This is a genomic window from Bacteroides caecicola (assembly GCF_023337095.1).
GTDB lineage: Bacteria > Bacteroidota > Bacteroidia > Bacteroidales > Bacteroidaceae > Phocaeicola > Phocaeicola gallinarum.
Genome location: NZ_JAMBLM010000004.1, coordinates 21504 through 44883 on the forward strand (window position 1 = coordinate 21504; position 23380 = coordinate 44883).

General features: G+C 44.3%; 18 protein-coding genes. 11 read left to right on the top strand and 7 right to left on the bottom strand.

Annotated elements, in window-relative coordinates; translation table 11 throughout:
- Nucleotides 1–145: 145 nt before the first annotated feature.
- From M3085_RS04855 to dnaA, 8 genes are all read left to right on the top strand, one after another.
- Nucleotides 146–1885, top strand: coding sequence for a hypothetical protein (locus tag M3085_RS04855; RefSeq protein ID WP_249052434.1), 1740 nt, complete (start codon nucleotides 146–148; stop codon nucleotides 1883–1885).
- An 89-nt stretch (nucleotides 1886–1974) separates the two neighbouring features.
- Nucleotides 1975–2847, top strand: a complete 873-nt coding sequence (locus M3085_RS04860; protein ID WP_178255917.1) for a hypothetical protein — start codon at nucleotides 1975–1977, stop codon at nucleotides 2845–2847.
- Between the two features lie 13 nt (nucleotides 2848–2860).
- Nucleotides 2861–4246 carry a S41 family peptidase gene (locus M3085_RS04865; protein ID WP_249052435.1) on the top strand — a complete coding sequence of 462 codons (1386 nt, stop codon included), beginning with the start codon at nucleotides 2861–2863 and terminating at the stop codon, nucleotides 4244–4246.
- A 343-nt stretch (nucleotides 4247–4589) separates the two neighbouring features.
- Nucleotides 4590–6086, top strand: coding sequence for a TolC family protein (locus tag M3085_RS04870; RefSeq protein ID WP_178255915.1), 1497 nt, complete (start codon nucleotides 4590–4592; stop codon nucleotides 6084–6086).
- 9 nt (nucleotides 6087–6095) lie between these two features.
- Nucleotides 6096–7082, top strand: coding sequence for an HlyD family secretion protein (locus M3085_RS04875; RefSeq protein WP_178255914.1), 987 nt, complete (start codon nucleotides 6096–6098; stop codon nucleotides 7080–7082).
- Nucleotides 7083–7088: 6 nt separating this feature from the next.
- Entirely contained in the window at nucleotides 7089–8264 is a 1176-nt protein-coding gene (locus M3085_RS04880; protein ID WP_178255913.1) for an ABC transporter permease, read from the top strand.
- Between the two features lie 12 nt (nucleotides 8265–8276).
- Nucleotides 8277–9536: an ABC transporter permease gene (locus M3085_RS04885; protein WP_178255912.1), complete on the top strand. Its 1260-nt coding sequence runs from the start codon at nucleotides 8277–8279 to the stop codon at nucleotides 9534–9536.
- Between the two features lie 470 nt (nucleotides 9537–10006).
- The gene (gene dnaA / locus M3085_RS04890) at nucleotides 10007–11413 is read left to right on the top strand and encodes a chromosomal replication initiator protein DnaA (RefSeq protein WP_178255911.1); all 1407 of its coding nucleotides are present in this window, start codon (nucleotides 10007–10009) and stop codon (nucleotides 11411–11413) included.
- 461 nt (nucleotides 11414–11874) lie between these two features.
- Here the strand turns inward: dnaA and M3085_RS04895 are convergent, their stop codons facing one another.
- From M3085_RS04895 to M3085_RS04920, 6 genes are all read right to left on the bottom strand, one after another.
- Complete coding sequence (locus M3085_RS04895) at nucleotides 11875–12591, bottom strand: LytR/AlgR family response regulator transcription factor (RefSeq protein ID WP_178255910.1); 717 nt, start codon at nucleotides 12589–12591, stop codon at nucleotides 11875–11877.
- 4 nt (nucleotides 12592–12595) lie between these two features.
- The gene (locus M3085_RS04900; RefSeq protein WP_249052436.1) at nucleotides 12596–13651 is read right to left on the bottom strand and encodes a sensor histidine kinase; all 1056 of its coding nucleotides are present in this window, start codon (nucleotides 13649–13651) and stop codon (nucleotides 12596–12598) included.
- A 160-nt stretch (nucleotides 13652–13811) separates the two neighbouring features.
- Nucleotides 13812–15032, bottom strand: a complete 1221-nt coding sequence (locus M3085_RS04905; protein ID WP_178255908.1) for an ABC transporter permease — start codon at nucleotides 15030–15032, stop codon at nucleotides 13812–13814.
- Between the two features lie 137 nt (nucleotides 15033–15169).
- Entirely contained in the window at nucleotides 15170–15916 is a 747-nt protein-coding gene (locus M3085_RS04910) for an ABC transporter ATP-binding protein (protein ID WP_178255907.1), read from the bottom strand.
- Between the two features lie 19 nt (nucleotides 15917–15935).
- On the bottom strand, nucleotides 15936–17165 hold the full coding sequence (locus tag M3085_RS04915; protein WP_178255906.1) for an efflux RND transporter periplasmic adaptor subunit: 1230 nt from the start codon (nucleotides 17163–17165) through the stop codon (nucleotides 15936–15938).
- Between the two features lie 19 nt (nucleotides 17166–17184).
- Entirely contained in the window at nucleotides 17185–18528 is a 1344-nt protein-coding gene (locus M3085_RS04920; protein ID WP_178255934.1) for a TolC family protein, read from the bottom strand.
- 146 nt (nucleotides 18529–18674) lie between these two features.
- Between M3085_RS04920 and M3085_RS04925 the strand changes: the two genes are divergently transcribed.
- From M3085_RS04925 to cydB, 3 genes are read left to right on the top strand one after another with little or no spacing between them, the layout of a single operon-like run.
- Nucleotides 18675–18890 carry a DUF4492 domain-containing protein gene (locus M3085_RS04925; protein WP_178255905.1) on the top strand — a complete coding sequence of 72 codons (216 nt, stop codon included), beginning with the start codon at nucleotides 18675–18677 and terminating at the stop codon, nucleotides 18888–18890.
- 16 nt (nucleotides 18891–18906) lie between these two features.
- On the top strand, nucleotides 18907–20397 hold the full coding sequence (locus M3085_RS04930; RefSeq protein ID WP_249052437.1) for a cytochrome ubiquinol oxidase subunit I: 1491 nt from the start codon (nucleotides 18907–18909) through the stop codon (nucleotides 20395–20397).
- Between the two features lie 37 nt (nucleotides 20398–20434).
- The gene (gene cydB / locus M3085_RS04935) at nucleotides 20435–21586 is read left to right on the top strand and encodes a cytochrome d ubiquinol oxidase subunit II (protein WP_178255903.1); all 1152 of its coding nucleotides are present in this window, start codon (nucleotides 20435–20437) and stop codon (nucleotides 21584–21586) included.
- A gap of 109 nt (nucleotides 21587–21695) precedes the next feature.
- Here cydB and M3085_RS04940 read toward each other — a convergent pair whose 3' ends face one another.
- Complete coding sequence (locus M3085_RS04940; RefSeq protein WP_249052438.1) at nucleotides 21696–23342, bottom strand: NAD(P)/FAD-dependent oxidoreductase; 1647 nt, start codon at nucleotides 23340–23342, stop codon at nucleotides 21696–21698.
- Nucleotides 23343–23380: the final 38 nt, after the last annotated feature.

Consider the following 23380-nt stretch of genomic DNA (forward strand, 5'->3'; position numbering starts at 1 on the left):
ACAAAAGATATTCTCGTTTAGTTGTATTTGTATTTTGTATTTGTACATGTAGCTGCCTGCCTGTGAAGGTGGGCGGCTTTTTTTATTGTTGTGAAAGTAAACGTTTCGGCTGGTCTTCGTTCTTTTAGTTAAAAACGCTATTCGTATGAAAAGAAGATTGGCTTGCTTTTATTTATTGTTGGTTATGTTGGGCCTTTTTGCCTGCACTTCCGATGATGCAACTTCTGTAACACCGTTTCGTGTAAGTATAACCGGAAATAGTGCGGTAGATTATCTTCGGTCGAACAATAATTCTCCATCAACTTCGTTTGTTGAAGCAGAAATAAAAGAAGGGAGTACGATTTCTTTTTATAGTAAAGGAGGAATAGATTGTCAAGGAGCACTCTTGACTTACGACGGCAGTCAATGGAATGGATTACCGGACGACCAATGGCAATCAGATGAACAGCCTGCAACTGTTACGGCATTTGCTCCGCCGGTCTTTGAGGATGAACAACAATTTTATTTAGAGGATGGGAATCTGAAAGACATTCTTTTCGTGAAGCAAGAGTGTCCGTGGGGGAAAGATATAACACTGGGTTTTAAACATCTTTTTTCATGCCTTTCATTCCGTCTTGATAAAAACTTGAACGAACAAGTCACTCAAGTTCGTTTTACTCCTTCTGTTCGTGTCTTGTATCTCGATACAGAGACAGCTTTGTTTGAATACGATGACGCTGAGTCGGCTCCTACTATTTGTTTTACACAACACGCTGATGGCGTTTATACCTTTCTTGTGCCTTCTGTTAAGGCTGTAAATGTTGATATTGAAATTGTAATATCTTCAGAGAAGACTTTCCGGACACAGCTCGCTGCATCAGATTTTAGTGCGGGAGTATGTTATCAGTGTAATATTTTATATGATGACGGAACTGCCGGAATCTGTACGGCAGAAGACTTTATTGCATTTTCTCATCTTATAAATGGCGAAACCTACGGGAATAGAAGTTTGGAAGAATTTGGAATAACCTCTAATGGCATTGTTACATATAGACTGAAAAACGATATCGTATTTACTGATGCAGAATCAGAACGGCTTATGCCTATCGGTAGATTTGTTTCTAATACGCAGAAAAATCCGTTTTCAGATGTATTTGATGGATGTGGATATACATTATATAATATAGCTCTTCCTGCCAGTAAGGAAAATAAAGGTTCTAACGGACTCTTTGCTTATATTGGGAATACCGGTGTGGTGAAAAATCTCAGATTGGAGAACATTACCTGTAATATTACCAATGACGGGAATAACAATGGACTGTTGAGCGGTGTAAACGAAGGCATCGTAGATAATTGTCATTTGAAGAACAGCATCATTCGAGCAAAGAAGTCGGATATTACTGTTGCCGGACTGGTTGGAGTCAGCAGAGGGATTATACGTAACAGTAGCGTAGAAGACTATACACTGGCTTCGGCATTGGAGCTTGCGGCCGGATTCGTTTACATCAATCAAGGCAAGATACAGAATTGTTATATTGCCAACAGCACTTATATGAAAACTACGAAAGGCGGAGAAATGACCTATCGGTGTTATGGAGGTGAAATATCGAATTGCTATGTTTATGGAGAGAATGACAAATTTTACAGCTTGGCAAATAATGCAACCAATAGCACGTTTAGCCATTGTTTCTATCCGGAAGATTCATATATAAATTCGATTTCATCTCAGGGAGAAGGCAATAAAAAGGATTTTGTAAATTATTATGGAACAGATGCCATTCCCCGCCTGTTGCGACTGTTGAATGAGTGGGCAGACAGCATCAATGCTCTTTCTCCAAGCCCTCTGTTTTTAAACTGGGAAAAGAAAGACAATCCTCCGATTACATTAGTTATAGGGGAAAAATGAAAGTTGTAACTCTTGTCCGCTAAAAAAATGAAAACACTGTATATGCGTTCAATAAAATATTGTATTTTTGCAGCAAACGAAAAAATACAATGGAAAAGAATAAAAAACTGATAATAGTAATAGCGGCATTGATTGTCATTATAGCCGGGGTATCGTTCTTTGCTTTTAATGAAATGCACAAGAACAAGGAAATGACCGAACTTTTTGCCATCGAAAAGCAGGAGATGGAAAATGAGTATAGTACATTTGCCACCCAATATGACGAGCTGCAAGTACAGATAAATAATGACTCTTTGCGTGAAAAACTGGAAACCGAGAAGCTCAAGACCCAACGCCTGTTGGAAGAATTGCGTCAGGTAAAAAGCAGCAATGCCGCTGAAATCATGCGTTTGAAGAAAGAATTAAAGACGGTGCGTGCCGTATTGAGAAGCTATGTTATTCAGATAGATTCTTTAAACCGATTGAATGCTGCATTGAAAGAAGAAAACGAAGCGGTGAAAAGCAAATATTCTGCTGCTACCGTGCGGATTAATACGCTTTCTGAAGAAAAGAAGAACTTGAATGAAAAAGTATCGCTTGCGGCTCAACTGGATGCAACAAACATCAATGTGGTGGCATTGAACAAACGCGGAAGAGAAACCAATCGGGTGAGCAGGGCGAAAAAACTATCTGTTTCATTTACTATCGTGAAGAACATAACAGCAGAGACGGGCAATAAGACGCTGTATGTTCGGATTGCTAAACCCGATAACGAAGTTTTAACTAAAGGTTCTGGTTATACATTCGCTTACGAAAACCAAAATATCAGCTATTCTATAAAGAAGTATATCGAGTATACTGGTGAAGAACAAAATGTCACTGTGTATTGGGATATAGAAGAGTTCCTTCCCGCCGGTACATATCATGTTTATATATTTGCAGATGGAAATATGATTGGCGAAGGCTCGTTCAGCATGAAGTAATCGGAATATGAAAATGAAATTTATTCATACGGCTTGGGCAGGTCTGACGCTTATATACCTGTTGGCTTCGTGCGGGGTAGACCGTTCGGGGGAGTATTATGCGTTGATTGCAGATAAAACGTGGATTTATGAAACCATGCAGCAGAATTATCTTTTTTATGAAGATATTCCTGCTGAGAGCGAATTGAATTTCTTCGATAAGCCGGATGAATTTTTAAGGAGTGCTTCTTCGCAAAGTGACCAAAAAAACGGAACTTATTTTTCTCACGTCGATTCGGTAAGCGTGTCACGTGCGATGAGTGAATATCCTACATTTGGTTTTGAAGCCGCTACCGTGCGTACCAACAGTGGGAATGCGCTGCGTGTTATCTATGTGGAACCGGATTCTCCGGCTACCGAAGCGGGACTGAAACGTGGAGACTGGATTATAGCCGTGGATGGCAATGAAATTTCGTCCAACGATTATGAGGAGTATGTAGGTCGCCCTACCCAAGCACATTCCTTTACATTAGGTTCGTATAATCCTTACGATGAAAATGAAGACGAGGAATTGTATGTGGAATTTGATACGATAGGGACGGTAGAACTTGCAGCGCCGCGTTATATAGAACAACATAATATTTTGACGACGAATACGCTGGTTACATCAGACGGTCATCGGGCTTTTTATATGCTTTATAATGAGTTTGGTGAAGACGGTGACGAACTGCAATCTGCTTTTTCGGGAATTTCTTCTTCTGATGACATCATCCTCGATTTGCGTTATAATCCCGGAGGATATGTTTCTACTTCACAGATATTGAGTACATTGTTGGCACCTCAAAGCGCTGTCGGGCAAACTTTTCTGAATATGACCTATAATGACAAGATTAATAAGACGGAGACTTTGACTTTTGATACCAGCTTGTTAAGCGCAGGAGCGCCGCTGTCTTATCGTAACTTGTATATTATTACATCGTCAAACACTGCTTCGGCTTCCGAAATAGTAATTAATTGCTTGAAACCTTATATGGAAGGTCGCCTGTTTCAGGTAGGTACTGCCACGTTTGGTAAAAATGTGGCCCAGCAATGTTTTACAAACGAAGCATCTCCCTATTTAGAACTTTGGCTTACTACCTCTTTATTAAGTAATAGCGAGAATTTTTCTGATTATTACGATAATGGATTGGCTCCCGATTTTGAAATAGAAGAAGATTTCGGGGGTGATTTGTATGAACTTGGCTCAGAAGATGAGGCTCTGTTGCAAACAGTTCTTTATCATGTCTCGAATGGAGCTTTCCCGTCGGCAACATCCACCGGTTCTGCGGTCAGCGCAAGAAGCAGTCGTGCTTATAATAGCGGGTGGAAAGTTCTTTCCAATTCTATCGACCGAAAACCCAAACTGAATAAGTTCAGATAATTGGTTTTTTAATCCTGTTTTTATTCGTCTCCCTGATTTCCGGATAGGAAAATCTGTGGCCGTTCTACTTCTCGAAATACTATGGGTAGTGTTGCTGGTTTCATGCGGATAAGTTGCCCTTTTCTATTCGGAAGACTCCTCCTCTTTTCGAATAGAATTTTTGCCTCAAACTGAGGCAGAGCAAAATTTAAACGACTCTTAATCGGAAAATTTAAACAGCCTCTTAGAGTAAAGAGTTACTTTTCTTTTACATTCTTTTCAACAATTTCTTTTGCTAGTTTGTTTTAAAAGCATAAATTTGTCCTGTTGCATAAGCAACCAAATAACAAAGACTGAATAAGGCATGAAAAAAATTCTTAGTTTTTTTGTATTATACGTGGGGGTTATCTTCAATGGGTATGCTCAGCAAATACTTACATTGGATAGCTGTCGCTCGTTGGCACTTGCCAATAATAAAGAATTGCGTATTGCCCAAGAAAAAATAAATGCTGCGCATTATCAGAAAAAAGCGGCATTTACTAATTTTTTACCAAAGGTAGATTTGACGGGCGCATATATACGTACGCAAAAAGAAGTTTCTTTGCTCAGCGATGAGCAAAAACAAACAATCGGAAACATCGGGACTACAACCGGAAACCAGCTTCAGCAAATTATGCAGTCGGCTGACTTTCAGGCTGCAATGAAGCAGATTGCTGCCTCTAATCCGGGCTTGGCTGCCGGACTGCAAGGATTGTTGCCGGGAATGGTTTCGGGACTGACTACCGGATTAAACGGAGTGGGTCAAAGTTTTGTGGATGCGCTGCATACAGATACCCGAAATCTGACGGTAGGGGCTGTAACGCTTACCCAACCCTTGTTTATGGGCGGAAAAATCATAGCTTACAATAAGATAACCAAATATGCAGAACGTTTGGCTGAATCGCAGCACGCTACCGGTATGGAAGATCTGATTTTGAACACAGACCAAGCATACTGGCAGGTCATTTCGCTGGTCAACAAGAAGAAACTGGCTGAGGGCTTTTTGCAATTGGTTCAGAAGTTGGATTCGGATGTTCAGCAAATGGTGGCGGAAGGAGTTGCTACCAAAGCAGACGGGCTGAGTGTCAAGGTGAAAGTAAACGAGGCGGAAATGACTCTTACGCAGGTGGATAACGGATTAAGTCTTTCGAAAATGTTGCTTTGTCAGTTATGCGGCCTGCCACTGGATGCAGATATCCGGCTGGCTGATGAAGACATGGAAAATCTGACTCTTCCCAATACATACGTCGAAAGCAACGTCAGTACGGCACTCGCCAACCGCGAAGAGTTAAAGAGTTTGGAACTTGCCTCTCAAATCTATCGCCAGAAAGTCAATGTGGCGCGTTCGGAGTTTCTTCCCTCTGTGGCTATTACTGCCAATTATCTGGTAACTAACCCTTCGCTGGTTAACGGTTTTGAAAACAAATTCCGCGGCATGTGGGCAGCGGGCGTGGTTGTTTCTGTACCTATACTTCATTGGGGAGAAGGTATCTATAAAGTAAAGGCAGCCAAAGCCGAAGCAAATATAGCCCGCTATCGGCTGGAAGATGTGAAAGAAAAAGTAGAATTACAGGTTACGCAAAGTTCGTATAAGGTAAACGAAGCCACCAAGAAACTGGCAATGGCAGAAAAAAACATGGAAAAGGCAGAAGAAAATTTGAGATATGCTAACTTGGGATTTAAAGAAGGGGTCATACCCACCAGTAACGTGCTGGAAGCCCAAACAGCTTGGCTGTCGGCGCAATCGGGCAAGATAGATGCTCAGATTGACTTGAAAATGAGTGAATTATATTTGAATAAATCAATGGGAACTTTAAAATAATAATCAATTATGGTAGAAAAGACACAACGCAACAATATTATGCTGGCATTTTTTACTTTGGCGGCTGCCGTAATTATAGTCAGCGTTATCGGATTCTTTACGTTAGGAAAAGGACCGGAAATTATTCAAGGTCAGGCGGAAGCAACCGAATATAGAGTTTCAAGCAAGGTGCCGGGACGTGTTTTGAAGTTTTTCGTTTCGGAAGGAGACAAGGTGAAAGCCGGAGATACGGTGGCTATTCTTGAGGCTCCCGATGTTATGGCGAAGCTGATGCAGGCACAAGCCGCTGAACAGGCTGCGCAGGCTTTGAGCGAGAAAGCCCAAAGAGGTACGCGAAGCGAGCAACTTCAGGCTGCATTTGAAATGTGGCAGAAGGCAAAAGCCGGACTTGAAATCGCTGAAAAGTCATATAACCGGGTTAATCGTTTGTACGAAGCCGGAGTGATGACAGCTCAAAAGCGCGATGAGGCTAAGGCACAGTATGATGCAATGCAGGCTACGGAGCGTGCTGCCCATGCCCAATATACGATGGCGAAAAACGGCGCACAACGTGAAGACAAGGCTGCTGCCGCTGCTCAGGTAGAGCGGGCAAAAGGTGCGGTGGCAGAGGTTTCCTCTTACATTGCCGAGACATATCTTGTAGCCTCTGCCGACGGAGAGGTAACCGAAATATTCCCGAAGGTAGGAGAATTGGTGGGAACGGGAGCGCCGATTATGAATGTAGCCCAACTCGATGATATGTGGATAACGCTCAATGTGCGTGAAGATTTTTTGAAGGATTTTACCGTTGGTGGTGAGATTACGGCATATATCCCGGCTTTAGAGAAAGATGTCACATTTAAAGTGACTTATATGAAAGACCTCGGAACGTATGCCGCATGGAAGGCGACCAAGACAACCGGTCAGTTTGATTTGAAAACATTTGAAGTAAAAGCACGCCCTGTTCAGCCGGTGGAAAATCTGCGTCCGGGTATGTCGGCTATTGTTGAAAAATAAAATATCATGTCTGTAACCGTCCATAAACGTTTCCTGCGAATAGCCAAGCGAGAAGTTTTTCGTTTGACTTCTCAGCCTATTTACCTGTTTTGCATGGTGATAGCTCCGATATTTTGTTTTGTATTTTTTTCTACGTTGATGGAGAAAGGGTTACCTTCCAATCTTCCGGCTGGAGTGGTCGATTTGGATAATACGGCTACCACTCGTAATATCATACGTAATTTGGATGCCTTTCAGGAAATAAAAATTGTAGCTCATTATGAAAGTGTAAGCCAAGCGCGTAAAGCCATTCAGCGTGGAGAGATTTATTCTTTTTATTATATCCCTCGTGGAACAACAGAAAAGGCACTTGCCAACCGTCAGCCCAAAGTATCGTTTTATGTCAATTACTCTTACCTGATAGCTGGTTCGTTGCTTTATAAAGACCAGCGTACGATGTCTGAATTGGCGTCGGGAGCCATCGGGCGGGCAACACTGTATGCTAAGGGAGCTACCGAGAGTCAGGCAATGGCTTTTTTGCAGCCGATTGTTATTGAAACCCACGCATTAAACAATCCGTGGCTGAACTATTCGGTTTACTTGTGTAATACGTTGTTCCCCGGTTTGCTGATGCTGCTTATTTTTCTGACTACGGTTTATGCACTGGGAACGGAGTTAAAAGAAAATACCGCCGGACAATTAATGAAAGAATCCGGCAATTCGATTGTTACAGCGCTGACAGGAAAACTCTTTCCTCATACGATTGTTTTTTTCATAATCGCTGTATTTTATAACGTCTATTTGTACGGCTTTTTACACTACCCCTGTAATAGTGGTATTTTCCCAATGCTGTTGGCAGGGTTGTTACTTGTACTGGCTTCACAGGCATTCGGCGTATTTTTGTTCGGGTTGTTTGGCTCGCTTCGTCTTGCCTTGAGTGCAGCTTCGTTGTGGGGGGTAATCTCTTTTTCTATATCGGGATTTACTTTTCCGGTGATGGCAATGCACCCAACGCTTCAGGCACTTGCAAACTTATTCCCACTGCGCCACTACTTTTTAATTTATGTTGACCTTGCGTTAAACGGTTATCCGCTGATTTATGCTTGGCATTCAGTGGTGGCATTGTTGATATTCATGTTGCTTCCGTTTTTCATACTCAAGAAGTTGCGGACAGCCATGTTACATTATGTCTATATCCCTTAACGAAAAGAAATCATGAAAACCGATTCGTTCTATCATATTATCCGACAGGGCTTTTCCGGACTCTTCCATATCTGCGTTGAAGAGTTGAAAGTTGCGTTTAGAGACCAAGGTGTCTTGATTTTTCTTATTCTGGTGCCTCTGGCTTACCCTTTGATATATGCTTTCATATATACAAACGAAGTGGTGCGCGACGTACCGGCGGCTGTTGTCGATGCCGACAAATCATCGTTAAGCCGCAAGTTTGTGCGCTTTGTCGATGCCAGCGCCGATGTTCATATACAGTCTTATTGTGCCGACATGGAGGAAGCTAAAACCTTGTTGAAAGAAAACAAAGTATATGGCGTTATTTATTTGCCCGAAAGTTTCAGCAGCGACATTGCTGCCGGCCGCCAGACTACCGTAAGTATTTACTGTGATATGAGCGGTATGCTTTATTATAAAGCCATTTTACTTGCTTCTACCAACGCTTCGTTAGACATGAACAAGCAGATTCAGATCAAACGATTGGGAAATACTACCGACCGTCAAGACGAAATAAGTACGTCTCCCATTGAGTATGAAGACATTTCATTGTTTAATCCTCAGGATGGTTTTGCCAGCTTCCTTATACCGGCAGTACTGATTCTGATTATCCAGCAAACGCTTTTGTTGGGAATCGGACTTTCGGCAGGAACAGCTCGCGAGAACAGCCGTTTTCGTAATTTGATACCTCCCGGTCGCTATTATCAGGGAACATTGCGTGTCGTTTTGGGTAAATCGGCCGCTTACTTTTTGATTTATTCCATAATCTCGGCATACGTTCTTTGCTGTGTTCCGAAGCTGTTCCGTCTGGTTCAGATAGCTAATCCGTCTACACTGTTGGCTTTTGCCATACCCTACGTGTTGGCATGTATTTTCTTCGCAATGGTTTGTTCTGTGTTTATTCGTCACCGCGAAACCTGCATGATGGTATACGTATTTACCTCCATTCCTTTGCTGTTTATTTCTGGTATATCTTGGCCGGGAGCAGCTATTCCCGATTTCTGGAAAGTTGTTTCATGGCTGTTCCCTTCAACATTTGGCATAAACGGTTATGTGCGAATCAATACGATGGGAGCTACCCTTTATGATATATTGCCCGAATACCGCGCTTTATGGTTGCAAACAGGTATATATTTCATTATAGCTTGCCTTGTTTACCGTCGTCAGATTTTGTTAAGTCGCCAGCGTGCCATTCAGCGTTTGAAACAGATCCGGTTACGCCGTTGTCAGTCCGATTTAAAAAAACGATAAAAACACGGGTTAATCTTGTCTGTTCATCGGCTCGTTTCCTTTGCGGAAGTCTATATGTTTGCAGCTGCATCAGTAGGTTTTGAAAACTCTGTTTTACACATCGGTGAACGGTATTTCTCTGCAGCGAAAAATAGTCGCATTTAGGTGTAATATAGAAATTGTCTAAATAAAGAGTGGTGAGCGGATGAATTTGTAAAAGTAGTCTATGTGGTTGATTATTAGTGTAATATAAGTATGGTTGTAGAAGTGGTCATGATAAGTAGTTGAGGTGTAATAATTTGAAAAACAAGGAATTGTAATTAAGCAAACAGGCGTAACTGTGTTCGTGAAACACAGTTGTAATAAGCTGCTAACTATCAAAACCTTAAATAAAAGATTAAAAATCAAAGGAAAACAGCATTTGTTTTTATAAAAATTCATTCCGAAATTTGCAGCGGTAGAAGTATCGCTTTATTAAAACAACGTATGTAATGATTGAAAACAGCCAAGTTGTTGCATTATGGCAACGTTGCCTTCTCTTTATACGAGACAACGTAAATGCAACGGCTTTTAAAACGTGGTTCGAGCCTATCGTCCCCTTGAAATACGAGGAGAAGGCATTGACTATTGGCGTTCCCAGTCCTTTCTTCTATGAATATCTGGAAGAAAAGTATGTGGGTTTGCTGCGTGCTGCCATCTATAAAGAGATTGGAGAAGGTACGGAGTTGATGTATTCTATCCTTGTCGACAAGACGAACCATATTACCGTAGACAGAAAAGGAACAGACCGCTCAACGGCTTTGCCTGAGCCTAAAAATATACAGGGAGGTAATAAAGCACCGGGTCCTATTGCTCCTCCGGTACAGGATTTAGATCCTCATCTGAATCCCAATTATAACTTTGAGAACTTTATCAAAGGAAACAGCAACGAGTTTTCGAGAACTGTAGCCGAAACCGTTGCGCAGAATCCGGCACGCACCTTTAATCCGCTTTTTATTTACGGTCCTTCGGGTGTGGGTAAAACTCATCTGATAAATGCTATCGGTACACGTATCAAGGAACTTTATCCGGAGAAACGTGTGCTTTACGTGTCTGCACACTTGTTTCAGGTACAATATACCGATTCTGTGCGTACCAATCATTTCAATGATTTCATCAGCTTCTACCAAACTATCGACGTGTTGATAATCGACGATATACAGGAGTTTGCCGGTGTGACAAAAACTCAAAATACGTTCTTTCATATATTCAATCATTTACATCAGAACGGAAAACAGCTTATTCTGACGTCCGACCGTGCTCCTGTTATGTTGCAGGGTATGGAAGACCGCTTGCTGACACGTTTCAAGTGGGGATTGGTGGCTGAATTGGAGAAACCCGACATTGAACTGCGTAAAAACATTTTGCGCAATAAGATTCGTCGTGACGGACTTTCTATACCTGAATCAGTAATCAGTTACATAGCCGAAAACGTAAACGAAAGTGTCCGCGAGCTTGAAGGTATCGTCAATTCACTTTTGGCACAATCTATCTTGTTCAAGCGCGAGGTAGATTTAGATTTAGCGCAACGTATCGTACACAAGGCTGTACGCTGCGCCGAATTTAAGCCGATTGGTATAAACGATATCATTGAAAAGGTTTGTGAGCATTTTAAAATCGATACGGCTGCCATTCATACCAAGACCCGTAAGCGTGAAGTAGTACAGGTTCGCCAAGTAGCCATGTATCTTGCAAAGAAACATACGGATACCTCTTCATCGAAGATTGGTCAGATGATTGGCAATAAAGACCACGCTACGGTGCTTCATGCTTGTAAGATAGTAAAAGACCAAGTAGAAGTAGACAAAGCATTTAAAGCTGAAATAGAAGAAATAGAAGCCAGCTTAAGAAGCAGATAACTCTTTGCCGGAACTATACGAAGTAATGATACGAACGATAAGATACTTCATGTATTTCCGGCAAAATTATATTATTCCTATACCTATCTTATTTTTTTCTTGAATATTTCTCCAAAAGCATTCTTTTATTTTACGTAGGGAGACTTTCCCGATGAAAGATTGTTCTATATGATTGTTATCTACTTAGCAGACTACTATGCGGTAGCTTTTGGGGTTCTGAAAATCCTTTTCCCTAGTTTCTGAAGTACTGAAAAAAAGATACTCCAGCCATTCTCTAATGGTTGGAGTATCACAACACAAAAACTAAACTAGACTTAACTAAACTATTCTAAAATGGGAAGTTTCACAACTTCCGTATTATGTACACCACAAATATAGACCTTAAATTTATACCAAGCAAAGGTCATGCACAAAAAAGTTCATTTTGTGCGGTAAAAAAACGTTAAATATTTAACTTCACTTCAAATTATATGTTCGTTAACATAATTTTGAAGCTCTTGCTTGTAACTGTCCGAAATTGGGATGTATTCTTTTCCGAAAACAATCCGTCCTTTGTCTATGATTTTTATCTTTTGTTTTTGTACAATAAAAGAACGGTGTACACGAATAAAACGTTCGGAAGGTAGCTTTTCTTCCATTACTTTCATGCTGACCAAAGAAAGTACGGGGCGGGGGTTGTCTTCGGTGTGAATTTTTATATAGTCCTTCAGTCCTTCGATGTAAAGTATTTTATCAAGTTCTATTTGTATCAGTTTGTAATCGCTTTTCACATAAATGTAAGTAGAGTCTGTTACGGGCGAAGTGTTTCCTTTGGGACTTAATTCGAACCATTGGATTGCTTTATTGACCGCTTCCATGAAATCTGTGTAGCTGATAGGCTTTAAAAGATAGTCGAGGGCGTTTACACGATAGCCGTTAATGGCATATTGCTCAAAGGCTGTGGTAAATACGATACGGGTAGTGGCAGGAACCATCCGGGAAAATTCCAAACCGTTTAAATCGGGCATTTGTATGTCGAGAAATAATAAATCTACGGGGTTTTCGGGGAGTGCTTTCATTGCTTGGATTGCACTGGAATAGGCTCCACATAATTGCAGCATGGGAGTTTTCTGAACATAGCTTTGCAATAGTCCGAGGGCGAGGGGTTCATCGTCTACGATGGCGCAACGTAAAGTCATGGTTTTATGCAGGATTAAGGGTTATGGTTATTGAAGATTCGTATACTTTATTATCATCGCTTATGCTCCGGTTCCATGAATAATGTCCGGAGTATATCAGTTCCAAACGTTTTCTTACCTGTTCCAATCCGATACCCGAACCGCTTTTGTCGGTTACCGATTTAGGATAGTTGCTGTTTCTTATCAGGCAGGAGATTTGTCCTGTGGTTTCGCTGATGGAGATGCTCACAAAACTGGGTTCGGTAGGCGATATGCCATGTTTGAATGCGTTTTCAATCAGCGAGATGAAGATTAGCGGAGCGATAAGCGTCTGGCTGTCTGGCTTAACGTCGAATCGGGTTTCGATGCGTACCAAAGGCGACATGCGGATGCGCATCAGTTCGATGTAGTTTCGGATGAACTCTATTTCTTTGCTCAGAGAGACGAACATCTGCTGATTGTCGTACAGCACGTAGCGCAGCAGTTTGCTAAGCTCCTGCACCGCCTGTTGTGCCTTTTCGGTGTCGAAGGCTATCAGGGCATAGATGTTATTCAGCGTGTTGAGCAGGAAATGCGGATTCATCTGGTTGCGCAGGTTTTTCAGTTCCGCTTCCGTACGGCTTTTCACAGCTTCGCGGCGTTCTTCTTCGGCTTCGCTCCAGCGCATACTCATGCGGATGGCAACGCTTAGTCCGGCACAGAATATGAGGCTCGCCATATCGCGCAGGTAGAATATATACTGCGGAGGTATGTGCCGGTCGAAAGGAGGAGGGGGAGGGAAGTGGATATTGTTCCAATAACGCATCCCTAACGTGAGCAGGCATATTACGACCAAATTAACCAGCAAGAAACGTTTCTGGTGGTTGCTGAATAATAGCCGGGGAATGAATAAAAAGTAGTTCAGGTAGAAGATGGTACATAGCGTAATGGGCATCAGGCTGTGATGCCAGAAAGCATACCAGTCGATAGTACCGTTGTCTCGCTGGGTGAAAAACAACGGGAAAAAGAAAACCATTCCCCAGCAAATGACATGGATAAGAGGTATGAACGGACTGCGGTGGATAGAGTTGATTGTTTTCATAAGTTTCTGAGTAGGATTGGATATACAAAGATAAATGTTTTTCATTAAAAAAAAGAACCGGCTGCTATCGACAGAGAAGTACGATGGAGAACATATTCCGTGTCATCACATGCAGCCGGTTCAGGAAACCAAAGTTATGAAGAACAAAGTAGTTCCGATGTTATTCGTAGCGGAGCGCTTCGATGGGGTCGAGGTCGGCCGCCTTTTTCGCCGGATACCATCCGAAGAATACTCCGGTAAGCGTACATACCGCAAACGAGAGCAATACACTCCACGGCTGTATGAATACCGGCCAGTGTGCTACCGACTTGATTACGAAACTTGCTCCGCAGCCCAGTATCACCCCGATGATTCCGCCCGTTATGCTGATTAGGATGGACTCGATGAGGAATTGCGACAGGATGTCAATCCCGCGTGCTCCCACCGACATGCGCAACCCGATTTCGCGCGTACGTTCCGTTACCGAAACATACATGATATTCATGATACCGATGCCGCCTACCACCAGCGAGATGCCTGCTATGCAAGCCAGCAGCGTAGTCATCAGGTCGGTAGTAGTATTCAGCATCGAGCTCAGTTCCTGCTGTGTGCGTATGGTAAAGTCATCATCGTCTGTTTCCTTCAGTTTATGCTCGCGGCGCAAGATGGTTGTTATTTCGTCTACGGCTTCTTCCGTCATGTCTTCGGTCAGAGCCGAAGCAAATACGCCGCTCAGATACGTCTGTGCCAACAGTCGTTTCATCACCGTGGTGTAAGGTGCCAGTACCACATCGTCTTGGTCCATACCCATTGAGTTGTAACCCTTCGATTTCAGTACGCCTACCACACGCAATGGAACTTGGCTGCAACGGATTACTTTCCCGATAGGGTCAGTGCCATCGGGAAAGAGGTTATCTACAATCGTTTTACCAATAACGCATACTTTGGCAGCCGTACGGATGTCTTCGTCGGTAAACATCTCTCCCTGTTCCACGCTGAGCTGTCGGATGTCAAGGTATCCGCGACTCACGCCGCTGACCGAAGAAGGATAGTTGTTTGAACCTGAAATAAGCTGTCCGGAAGCAGAGACATCGGGACTGATGGCAGAAATGTACATACATTCGTCGCGCAGCGTTTCGTAGTTTTCAAGTTTCAACGTTTGCATTGACGACGGGTCTTGGCGTACACCTCCACGCATTTCAGCTCCCGGATGAATCATAATCATGTTCGAGCCCATTTCAGAGATTTGCTTTTGTATGCTTCGTTTCGAGCCTTGACCGATGGCGAGCATGGCTATTACGGCTGCTACACCGATGATGATGCCCAGCATGGTGAGGAAGGCTCGCGTTTTATTGTTTGCCAACGCTCGAAGTGCTATTTTGAAAAGATTTGTTCCGTTCATATATGTAACTAATTGAAATATAAGTATATACCGTGTAGCTGATGTTCATGAAAACATTTCGGGTAGCGTTGGTTGGTTCTACCCGTAGTGTTCATGTACGCATCGGCTTGTTTGCCTCGGTTCTTCCGCATGTTTTTTCAGTCGTCTGTGCTGACGGGCAAAGCGGCCAATGCTTCGGCTGCCGAAAGGATTTTCGGATTGGTTTTATCTTCAATCACATGTCCGTCGCGCAAGCGGATGTTTCGGCTGCTGTATTGTGCAATTTCCGGGTTATGGGTTACGAAGATTATGGTACGTCCTTCGGCGTGTAGCTTCTGGAAAAGTACCAGAATTTCGAATGAAGTACGTGTGTCGAGGTTTCCCGTTGCTTCATCGGCAAGGATAACGGCGGGGTTGTTGACCAGTGCGCGTGCTATTGCCACGCGCTGCATCTGTCCGCCCGACATCTGATTCGACTTATGCTCCAGCCTATCGCCCAGTCCCACGGCAATCAGTGCATCGATGGCACGTTTGCGCCGTTCGGCTGCCGAAACCGATGAGTTATACATTAGCGGCAATTCCACGTTTTCCACAGCCGTGGTTTTCGGCAGCAAATTATAGTTCTGGAATACGAACCCGATTTTCCGGTTACGCAGGATAGCCCGTTGAGGCTTCGACATGGTGCGCACGCTTACCCCGTCGAGCAGGTATTCGCCGCTTGTAGGCGTGTCAAGACATCCTAACGTGTTCAGCAGCGTAGACTTGCCGGAGCCGGACGTACCCATGATGGTAACAAACTCGCCCTCTTGGATGGAAAACGAGATGCCCCGCAGTGCGTGTACCGTTTCATCGCCCACTTGGAAGTTGCGCTTGATGTTTTGCAGTTCAATAACAGTTTTGCTCATGGCATGTTCCTCCTGCCGCTTATTTTTTATCGTTGTCTTTCTTGTTTCTGTCCGGAGGTCCCGGCATGAATGGGCTGCGTTCGCTTTCGCCTTCAGCAGATTCTATGGCGGGCATTTCGTTCTTCAGTACCGTTTCGGTTACCACTTCCGTACCTTCGCTGATACCGCCGGTTATTTCGGTATGAATCCCGTCGCTTATACCCGTTTGAACGGGGTGCGCCGTAAAGCCCGTTTCATCCATGGTCCACACTTTATATTGCGCTTCGCAGTCGTTGATGGCCCGTTTTCCGGCAAGCGATTTTTCCGGTGTAAAGCGTAAGGCTTTGTTAGGCACCACGAGTACGTTTTCGCGCGAGTTGGTATAGATGGTTACGTTCGCTGTCAGTCGGGGTTTCAGTTTCAGTTCGGGATTATCGGCTGTTATCACCACTTCGTAGGTAACCACCGTTTCGCTTGTGCTGCTACTGCTGCTACTGCTCGACGAACTGTTTGTGCTTCCTAAACGTATCTGGCGGACGATGCCTTCGAATACATCGTCGGGGTAAGCATCGACGGTAAATGTTACGCGCGCGCTGTCTTTCACCCCGGCTATGTCAGCCTCGTCTACATCTGCTACTACTTGCATTTTGGTCAGGTCGGCAGCGATGTTGAACAGTGTCGGAGTTTCAAACCCTGACGCAACGGTTTGTCCTTCTTCCACATCTTTGCTGGTTACCACCCCGTTGATGGGCGAAGTGATTGTGGCGTACGACAGGTTTCGTTCTGCCTTAGCCAGCTCCGCTTTGTTCTGCTCGTAAGTGGCAAGCGCACGCTGGTAGTTATAAACGCTTTCTTCGTAGTCGGTATCGCTGATAAGCTGCTTTTCGTGTAGTGTGCGGTTACGCTTGTACAACTTTTCTTGGTACTCATATTCCGCCTTAGCCCCGTCGTACGAAGCCTTAGCCGACTGAAGGTCGCTTAGCAGCGTTACCTTATCCATTTCAGCGATAACCTCGCCTTCTTTTACCACCGAGTTATAGTCGACGTAAATTTTATCGATGATACCCGATACCTGCGTACCTACTTCAACTTCCGTTACAGGCTCGATGGTTCCTGTTGCTGTAATTGAATTGCTGACATTTCCTTTTTGGACGGCTTCGGTAACAAAGTCTACCTTATTTTGCGCCTTTTGTCCGCCGAATATCCACACTCCGCCGGCAATCAAGACTACGGCTGCGGCAACTGTGATAATGACTTTCTTTTTATTCATATCTTTAGTTCGTTATTTTTTATAATTCAATTTCTTGACCGGCATAAAAATTAAGTAAGGTTCGGTTCAGTATTGCCATATACTTAGCCTGTATGCGCTGTTGCTGCGCACTGAGCAAGTTGTTTTTTTCGGTAAGCAGTTCTACGGTGTTTTTCATGCCTAAATTAAACTGTTCGCTTACCATGTCGAAACTAGTCTGGCTGCTTTTCAGTTTTGTTTCAGCCGCCACGTATTGTTGTTGCGCATTCAGTGCATCTAAATAAAGACTTTCAATGGTGGAGTAAAGCTCCTTTTGTGCATTGATGAGGTTGAGCTGCGTGGTGTCGTACTGGAGGCGTGCCTTGCGTATGGAGGTTTTCGTCTGCCGTTGGTCGAAGATAGGGAGACTCAGGCTCAATCCTATCATGTTGTTCCATCCGTATTTCATTTGCTGCGTCCAGTTGTTACTGCTCGAACTGTTTGTCGTGCTCGAAGTAGATGCCGACAGGCTGATGGTAGGCATGTATCCCGCTTTGGCAGAAGAAATGGCAAGTTTGGCATTGTCAATGTCCAGCTTGCTGCTTTTTATCTCCGGCCGCGTAGCCAGTGCCGTCTGGTATACATCCGTCTGCGAAGGAAGTAACTCCATCACATGCTCATCGCTGATATGCGGAAGCACAAGACTCATTTCTTTTGTATTATCCAGCTCTAAAAGCTGCTTCAGCTGCAATTTATAGTTGCGTAAAGTCGATTCCGAAGTAACCAGTTGATATTCATCGTTACTGAGCTGCGCTTCGAGTTGTGCCAAGTCAGCTTTTGAGATGCTTCCTTCTTTAAACAACTCTTGTGCACGTTCGTAAGTAGCGCGGCTTACTTCCACTGTGCCTTTGTTGATGGCAATCGATTCATCCGCATAAAGAATCTGGATAAACAGTTGTGCTATTTGTTCTTTCAGCATGTTTTCGGTTTCGGCAACAGTCAGTTGGGCAATCTCGCGGTTGGTTTTCTGCTGTTTGATGTTGTTTAAACGTTGGTTTCCGTTCCATAACGTCCATTGTGCATTCAGCCCATAGTTTCCGCTGTATGTAGTTTTGCTGTCGCTGCTGATAATCTCCGTACCGCTCACCGTTGAACTGTTCTCTTGGTAAGGGCGGTTTACTACGTTATGTCCTGTACTGAAAGACAGACTCGGAAAGAGCGCAGCTTTAGCCTCCTTAACGTCTTCTTCGCTTTCTTGCAACGAAATTTTGTTTTGTTGGAGTTGGATGTTTTTCTCCAATGCGTAGTTTATGCAGTCTTCCAATGTCCATTGCTTATCTTCTTGAGCCGACAGTGACAAGGCAGAAGTAAGCAAAGCGGTAAATAACAGACTTTGTTGTTTCATCATTCTCTTTTTTAAATTATCTGATGCAAAACTAAACGTCTGTCATCGGAAATACAAAAGAGATAGATTTTCGCACAATTTATCGGGACAAACCCTTGTTTTTTCCCGATAAATTCTTTCCTTTGTAATCATTATAAAAATAGATTATGATTAAAGAAAAGTTTATTAGCGTTTATCGGTTTTATCGGGATGGCTTCAAAGAGATGACATGGGGGCGTACTTTGTGGGCCATAATATTGATAAAGCTGTTCGTGATGTTTTTTATCCTGAAACTCTTTTTCTTTCCTTCGTTCTTGAAAGGAAAGAGTACGGAAGAAAAACAAGATTATGTAGGAACAGAATTAATCAACAGAATGAAATAAACAAAAGAGAATTTTTATGTTAGAAACTATTGACACTTCGATGATTGACTGGGCACGGGCACAGTTTGCCTTGACTGCCATTTATCATTGGCTGTTTGTTCCTCTGACGTTAGGACTGGCAGTCGTGATGGGTATTATGGAAACACTTTACGTTACCACCGGAAATGAGTTTTGGAAACGGACAGCCAAATTTTGGATGAAGTTGTTTGGTATCAATTTCGCCATCGGTGTGGCTACGGGGTTAATACTGGAATTTCAGTTTGGTACGAACTGGAGCAATTACTCATGGTTTGTAGGCGATATATTCGGTGCACCGCTGGCGATAGAAGGTATTCTGGCTTTCTTTATGGAAGCTACTTTCGTGGCTGTGATGTTTTTCGGATGGAACAAAGTCAGCAAGAAGTTCCACTTGGCATCTACATGGCTCACCGGATTGGGTGCAACCATATCGGCTTGGTGGATTTTGGTTGCAAACTCATGGATGCAATATCCCGTGGGAATGGAGTTCAACCCCGAAACAATGCGTAACGAGATGGTCGACTTTATGGCTGTGGCATTCTCGCCTGTGGCTGTTATGAAATTTCTTCATACGGTACTGAGCAGCTGGATTGTAGGTGCGGCGTTTGTTGTCGGCGTCAGTGCGTGGTATTTGCTTCGGAAACGCGAAAAAGAATTGGCGCTTGCCAGTATCCGTGTGGCTGCCTATGTAGGGTTGTTTGCCGCATTGGTTACAGCTGCAACGGGCGATAAATCTGCTTATCAGGTGGCACAAGTGCAGCCGATGAAGCTGGCAGTGATGGAAGGACTGTACGACGGAGGCACCAATCAGCCGCTTACCGTAGTAGGACCTATCAAGATACCTCAGATGCTTTCTTTCCTTGCCACGCGCGAAGCATCGGGTTACGTGCCGGGCATCAATAATATTCTGAATGGAGGCTATGAGCAGCCCGACGGTTCTGTAGCCCTGTCAGCCGAAGAAAAGATAGTACGCGGTAAAAAAGCAATTTCGGCTCTTGCCGATTTCCGCAGTGCCAAGCAGTCGGGCGATGAGGCCGCCGCTGCCGAAGCACTTCAAACCATCGACGAAAACATGCCTTATTTCGGTTACGGATACATTAAAGATACAGCCACACTTGTTCCTCATGTAGGAACGATGTTCTGGGCTTTCCGCGTTATGGTAGGACTGGGAATGTATTTCATAGCCTTCTTTGCCCTGATACTGTTCCTGAGTTATAAGAAACGTCTGGGCGAAATAAACTGGTTGCATTACGTAGCCTTGTGGACCATTCCGTTGGCATACATCGCCAGCCATGCAGGATGGATTGTAGCAGAAGTAGGACGTCAGCCGTGGACTATCCAAGACATGTTGCCGGTCAATGCCGCCGTGTCAAAACTGGAGGCAGGTTCTGTACAGACTACCTTCTTTATCTTCCTTGTGATGTTTACCCTGCTGCTGATAGCCGAAATAGGTATCATGGTGAAGGCGATAAAGAAAGGAGCAGAATAAAAAACAAAAGAAACAATCAATCTAAAATCTAAAATTTATGGATTCAACCTATATATTCTTGCAACACTATTGGTGGTTTTTAGTATCCCTATTGGGAGCTTTGCTGGTATTTTTGCTGTTTGTTCAGGGAGGAAATTCTTTGCTTTTCCTGTTAGGACGTACAGAACAAGAACGTTCCTTGCTGGTTAACTCTACCGGACGCAAATGGGAGTTTACCTTTACTACCCTTGTAACCTTCGGCGGAGCGTTCTTTGCTTCTTTCCCATTGTTTTACAGCACCAGCTTCGGCGGAGCTTATTGGCTTTGGATGATAATCTTGTTCAGCTTCGTGCTTCAGGCTGTGTCTTATGAGTTTCAGTCGAAGTTAGGAAATTTGTTGGGCAAACGTACATATCAATATTTCCTTGTTTTGAACGGACTGGTTGGTCCACTGTTGCTGGGCACGGCGGTAGCCACGTTTTTCAATGGTTCTAACTTCATTGTGAGCAAGGGTAATCTGACCGACCAGATGATGCCCGTTATCAGCCAGTGGGCAAATAATTGGCACGGACTTGACGCATTGCTCGACCTTTATAATCTGATTCTCGGCATAGCAGTGTTCTTCCTCGCCCGTATATTGGGAAATCTTTATTTCATCAATAACATCCGTAACGATGAACTGATCGGTCGTTGCCGCCGGCAGTTGCGGGTAGACGCCGTTCTGTTTCTGTTCTTCTTCTTGTGGTTTGTCATCCGCACGTTGCTGAAAGACGGTTTTGCGGTCGACCCAACAAGCGGAGCCGTATTCATGGAACCGTATAAGTATTTTAATAATCTGATAGAAATGCCTTACCTGCTCGTGCTGTTCCTGATAGGAGTGGTGGGAGTATTATACGGCATAGGGAAAAGCATTTTCTGTAATACCTATACCTGCGGTATCTGGTTTGCCGGAATAGGAACTGTTCTTACCGTTCTGGCATTGCTGCTTACCGTAGGATATAACAATACGGCATACTATCCTTCGTTGGTCGATGCACAAAGCTCGTTGACGATAGCCAACAGTTGTTCCAGTGAGTTTACGCTGAAAACAATGGCATACGTTTCCATCCTCGTTCCTTTTGTATTGGCTTACATCGTCTACGCATGGCGCGCCATCGACCGCAAGCCGATAACGATGGAAGAGTTGGAAAACGACGGACACAAGTATTGATTCTTTGCTTCGCATAGAGCGGTAAAACAAAAAACTCCGGTTGCAACAGTTTTGATTTGCAACCGGAGTTTTTTTGTTTGTATTATCTGTTTGCTGCGAATAGCTCGTCTCAACCCAGATAAGCAGCTACCGCTTCGGCACACCGCTCTCCGTCGATTCCGGCAGATACAATGCCTCCGGCGTAACCCGCACCTTCTCCGCAGGGAAATAGTCCCTTAACCGTGACGTGCTGTAAGCTGTCTGCATCGCGTAAGATGCGGAGCGGGGCAGAGGTACGTGTCTCGATGGCTATCATCACCGCCTCGTTGGTCAGAAATCCGTTGGAACGTTTGCCGAATTGCTGGAAGCCTTTGTTCAGGCGCTGACCGATGAAAGGAGGAAGCCAGAAATGAAGCGGCGAAGAAATCAGTCCCGGGCTGTACGAACTGGGAGGAAGGTCGTAGCTCAGCTTCTTTCGGGTGAAATCAACCATGCGTTGGGCAGGTGCCGTTTGGCGCATACATCCTTGTTGCCAACATATTTGCTCCATTTGTTCTTGGAAACGCATCATGGCAAGCGTATGTACGGTATTTTCTTGTAGTTTATCGCCCTGCCGGATAAGTTCTTCGGTTTCTGCTTCAGCCGAATTAGGGAAAGATTCACACGCCGGAAGTTGCAGCGAAGGGTCGAGTAAGTCTTCCGGACGTATCTCTACCACCATGCCCGAATTACTCCATTTGGTGCCCCGGTTACTTGGACTCATTCCGTTTACCACCAACTGATGAGGCCCGCTGGCGGCAGGGACTACAAATCCTCCCGGACACATGCAAAAACTGTATACCCCGCGTCCGTCTACCTGCTGAACGAAACTGTATTCCGCTGCTGGCAGATACTTACCGCGTCCTTTCCGGCTGTGGTACTGTATCTGGTCGATTAACATCGAAGGGTGCTCCAACCGGACACCCACGGCGATGCCTTTTGTTTCCATCTGTACACCGTTTCGGTAAAGCCAGCGGTAAACGTCGCGTGCCGAGTGTCCCGTAGCCAAGATAACCGGTCCGCGGAATGTTCTTCCCGTATTCGTTTCGATGCCCGTTACCTTGTCTCCTTCAATAATCAGTGCATCCATGCGCGTTTGGAAATGAACTTCGCCTCCACATTCCAAAATTGTATTCCGCATGTTTTCGATTACCCGAGGCAACTTGTCCGTACCGATGTGCGGATGTGCATCAATCAGGATGGAAGTGCTTGCACCATGCTGGCAGAACACGTTCAGAATCTTGTCCACGTTGCCACGCTTTTTGCTGCGTGTGTACAGTTTGCCGTCGGAATAAGCACCCGCACCGCCTTCTCCGAAGCTGTAATTCGATTCCGGATCCACCTTATGTTCGCGGCTGATGCGTGCCATGTCTTCTTTCCGTTCGCGTACGTTCTTTCCGCGTTCCACTACGATGGGACGCAACCCTAATTCAATGAGTCGCAACGCCGCAAAGAGTCCGCCGGGACCTGCCCCCACCACGACGACCGGTTGCTTTCCCTCCACGTTCGGATATTCGGTACGTACAAACTGCTCGTCTGCAGGGTCTTCGTTGACAAACACCTGCACTTTCAGATTGATGTAAATCGTTCGCTGGCGTGCGTCGATGCTTCGTTTCAGCGTGCGTACAGCGTGGATGGTACGAATGTCGAGCCCTTTTTCGCGACTGATGTATTCTTTTAATGTCTGTTCGCTTACTGCCTGCTCAGGCAAAGCGCGTAATTGATATTCGTGAATCATATATTCTGTTTTATTTCACCACAGATTACACAGATTAT

Coding starts and splice junctions, on each gene's coding strand:
- M3085_RS04915 (WP_178255906.1), bottom strand. CDS start 17,165: ATGAATAAAAAGAAAGTCATTATCACAGTTGCCGCAGCCGTAGTCTTG.
- M3085_RS04925 (WP_178255905.1), top strand. CDS start 18,675: ATGATTAAAGAAAAGTTTATTAGCGTTTATCGGTTTTATCGGGATGGC.
- M3085_RS04940 (WP_249052438.1), bottom strand. CDS start 23,342: ATGATTCACGAATATCAATTACGCGCTTTGCCTGAGCAGGCAGTAAGC.
- M3085_RS04920 (WP_178255934.1), bottom strand. CDS start 18,528: ATGAAACAACAAAGTCTGTTATTTACCGCTTTGCTTACTTCTGCCTTG.
- M3085_RS04860 (WP_178255917.1), top strand. CDS start 1,975: ATGGAAAAGAATAAAAAACTGATAATAGTAATAGCGGCATTGATTGTC.
- M3085_RS04870 (WP_178255915.1), top strand. CDS start 4,590: ATGAAAAAAATTCTTAGTTTTTTTGTATTATACGTGGGGGTTATCTTC.
- M3085_RS04880 (WP_178255913.1), top strand. CDS start 7,089: ATGTCTGTAACCGTCCATAAACGTTTCCTGCGAATAGCCAAGCGAGAA.
- M3085_RS04895 (WP_178255910.1), bottom strand. CDS start 12,591: ATGACTTTACGTTGCGCCATCGTAGACGATGAACCCCTCGCCCTCGGA.
- dnaA (WP_178255911.1), top strand. CDS start 10,007: ATGATTGAAAACAGCCAAGTTGTTGCATTATGGCAACGTTGCCTTCTC.
- cydB (WP_178255903.1), top strand. CDS start 20,435: ATGGATTCAACCTATATATTCTTGCAACACTATTGGTGGTTTTTAGTA.
- M3085_RS04900 (WP_249052436.1), bottom strand. CDS start 13,651: ATGAAAACAATCAACTCTATCCACCGCAGTCCGTTCATACCTCTTATC.
- M3085_RS04855 (WP_249052434.1), top strand. CDS start 146: ATGAAAAGAAGATTGGCTTGCTTTTATTTATTGTTGGTTATGTTGGGC.
- M3085_RS04885 (WP_178255912.1), top strand. CDS start 8,277: ATGAAAACCGATTCGTTCTATCATATTATCCGACAGGGCTTTTCCGGA.
- M3085_RS04930 (WP_249052437.1), top strand. CDS start 18,907: ATGTTAGAAACTATTGACACTTCGATGATTGACTGGGCACGGGCACAG.
- M3085_RS04865 (WP_249052435.1), top strand. CDS start 2,861: ATGAAATTTATTCATACGGCTTGGGCAGGTCTGACGCTTATATACCTG.
- M3085_RS04905 (WP_178255908.1), bottom strand. CDS start 15,032: ATGAACGGAACAAATCTTTTCAAAATAGCACTTCGAGCGTTGGCAAAC.
- M3085_RS04910 (WP_178255907.1), bottom strand. CDS start 15,916: ATGAGCAAAACTGTTATTGAACTGCAAAACATCAAGCGCAACTTCCAA.
- M3085_RS04875 (WP_178255914.1), top strand. CDS start 6,096: ATGGTAGAAAAGACACAACGCAACAATATTATGCTGGCATTTTTTACT.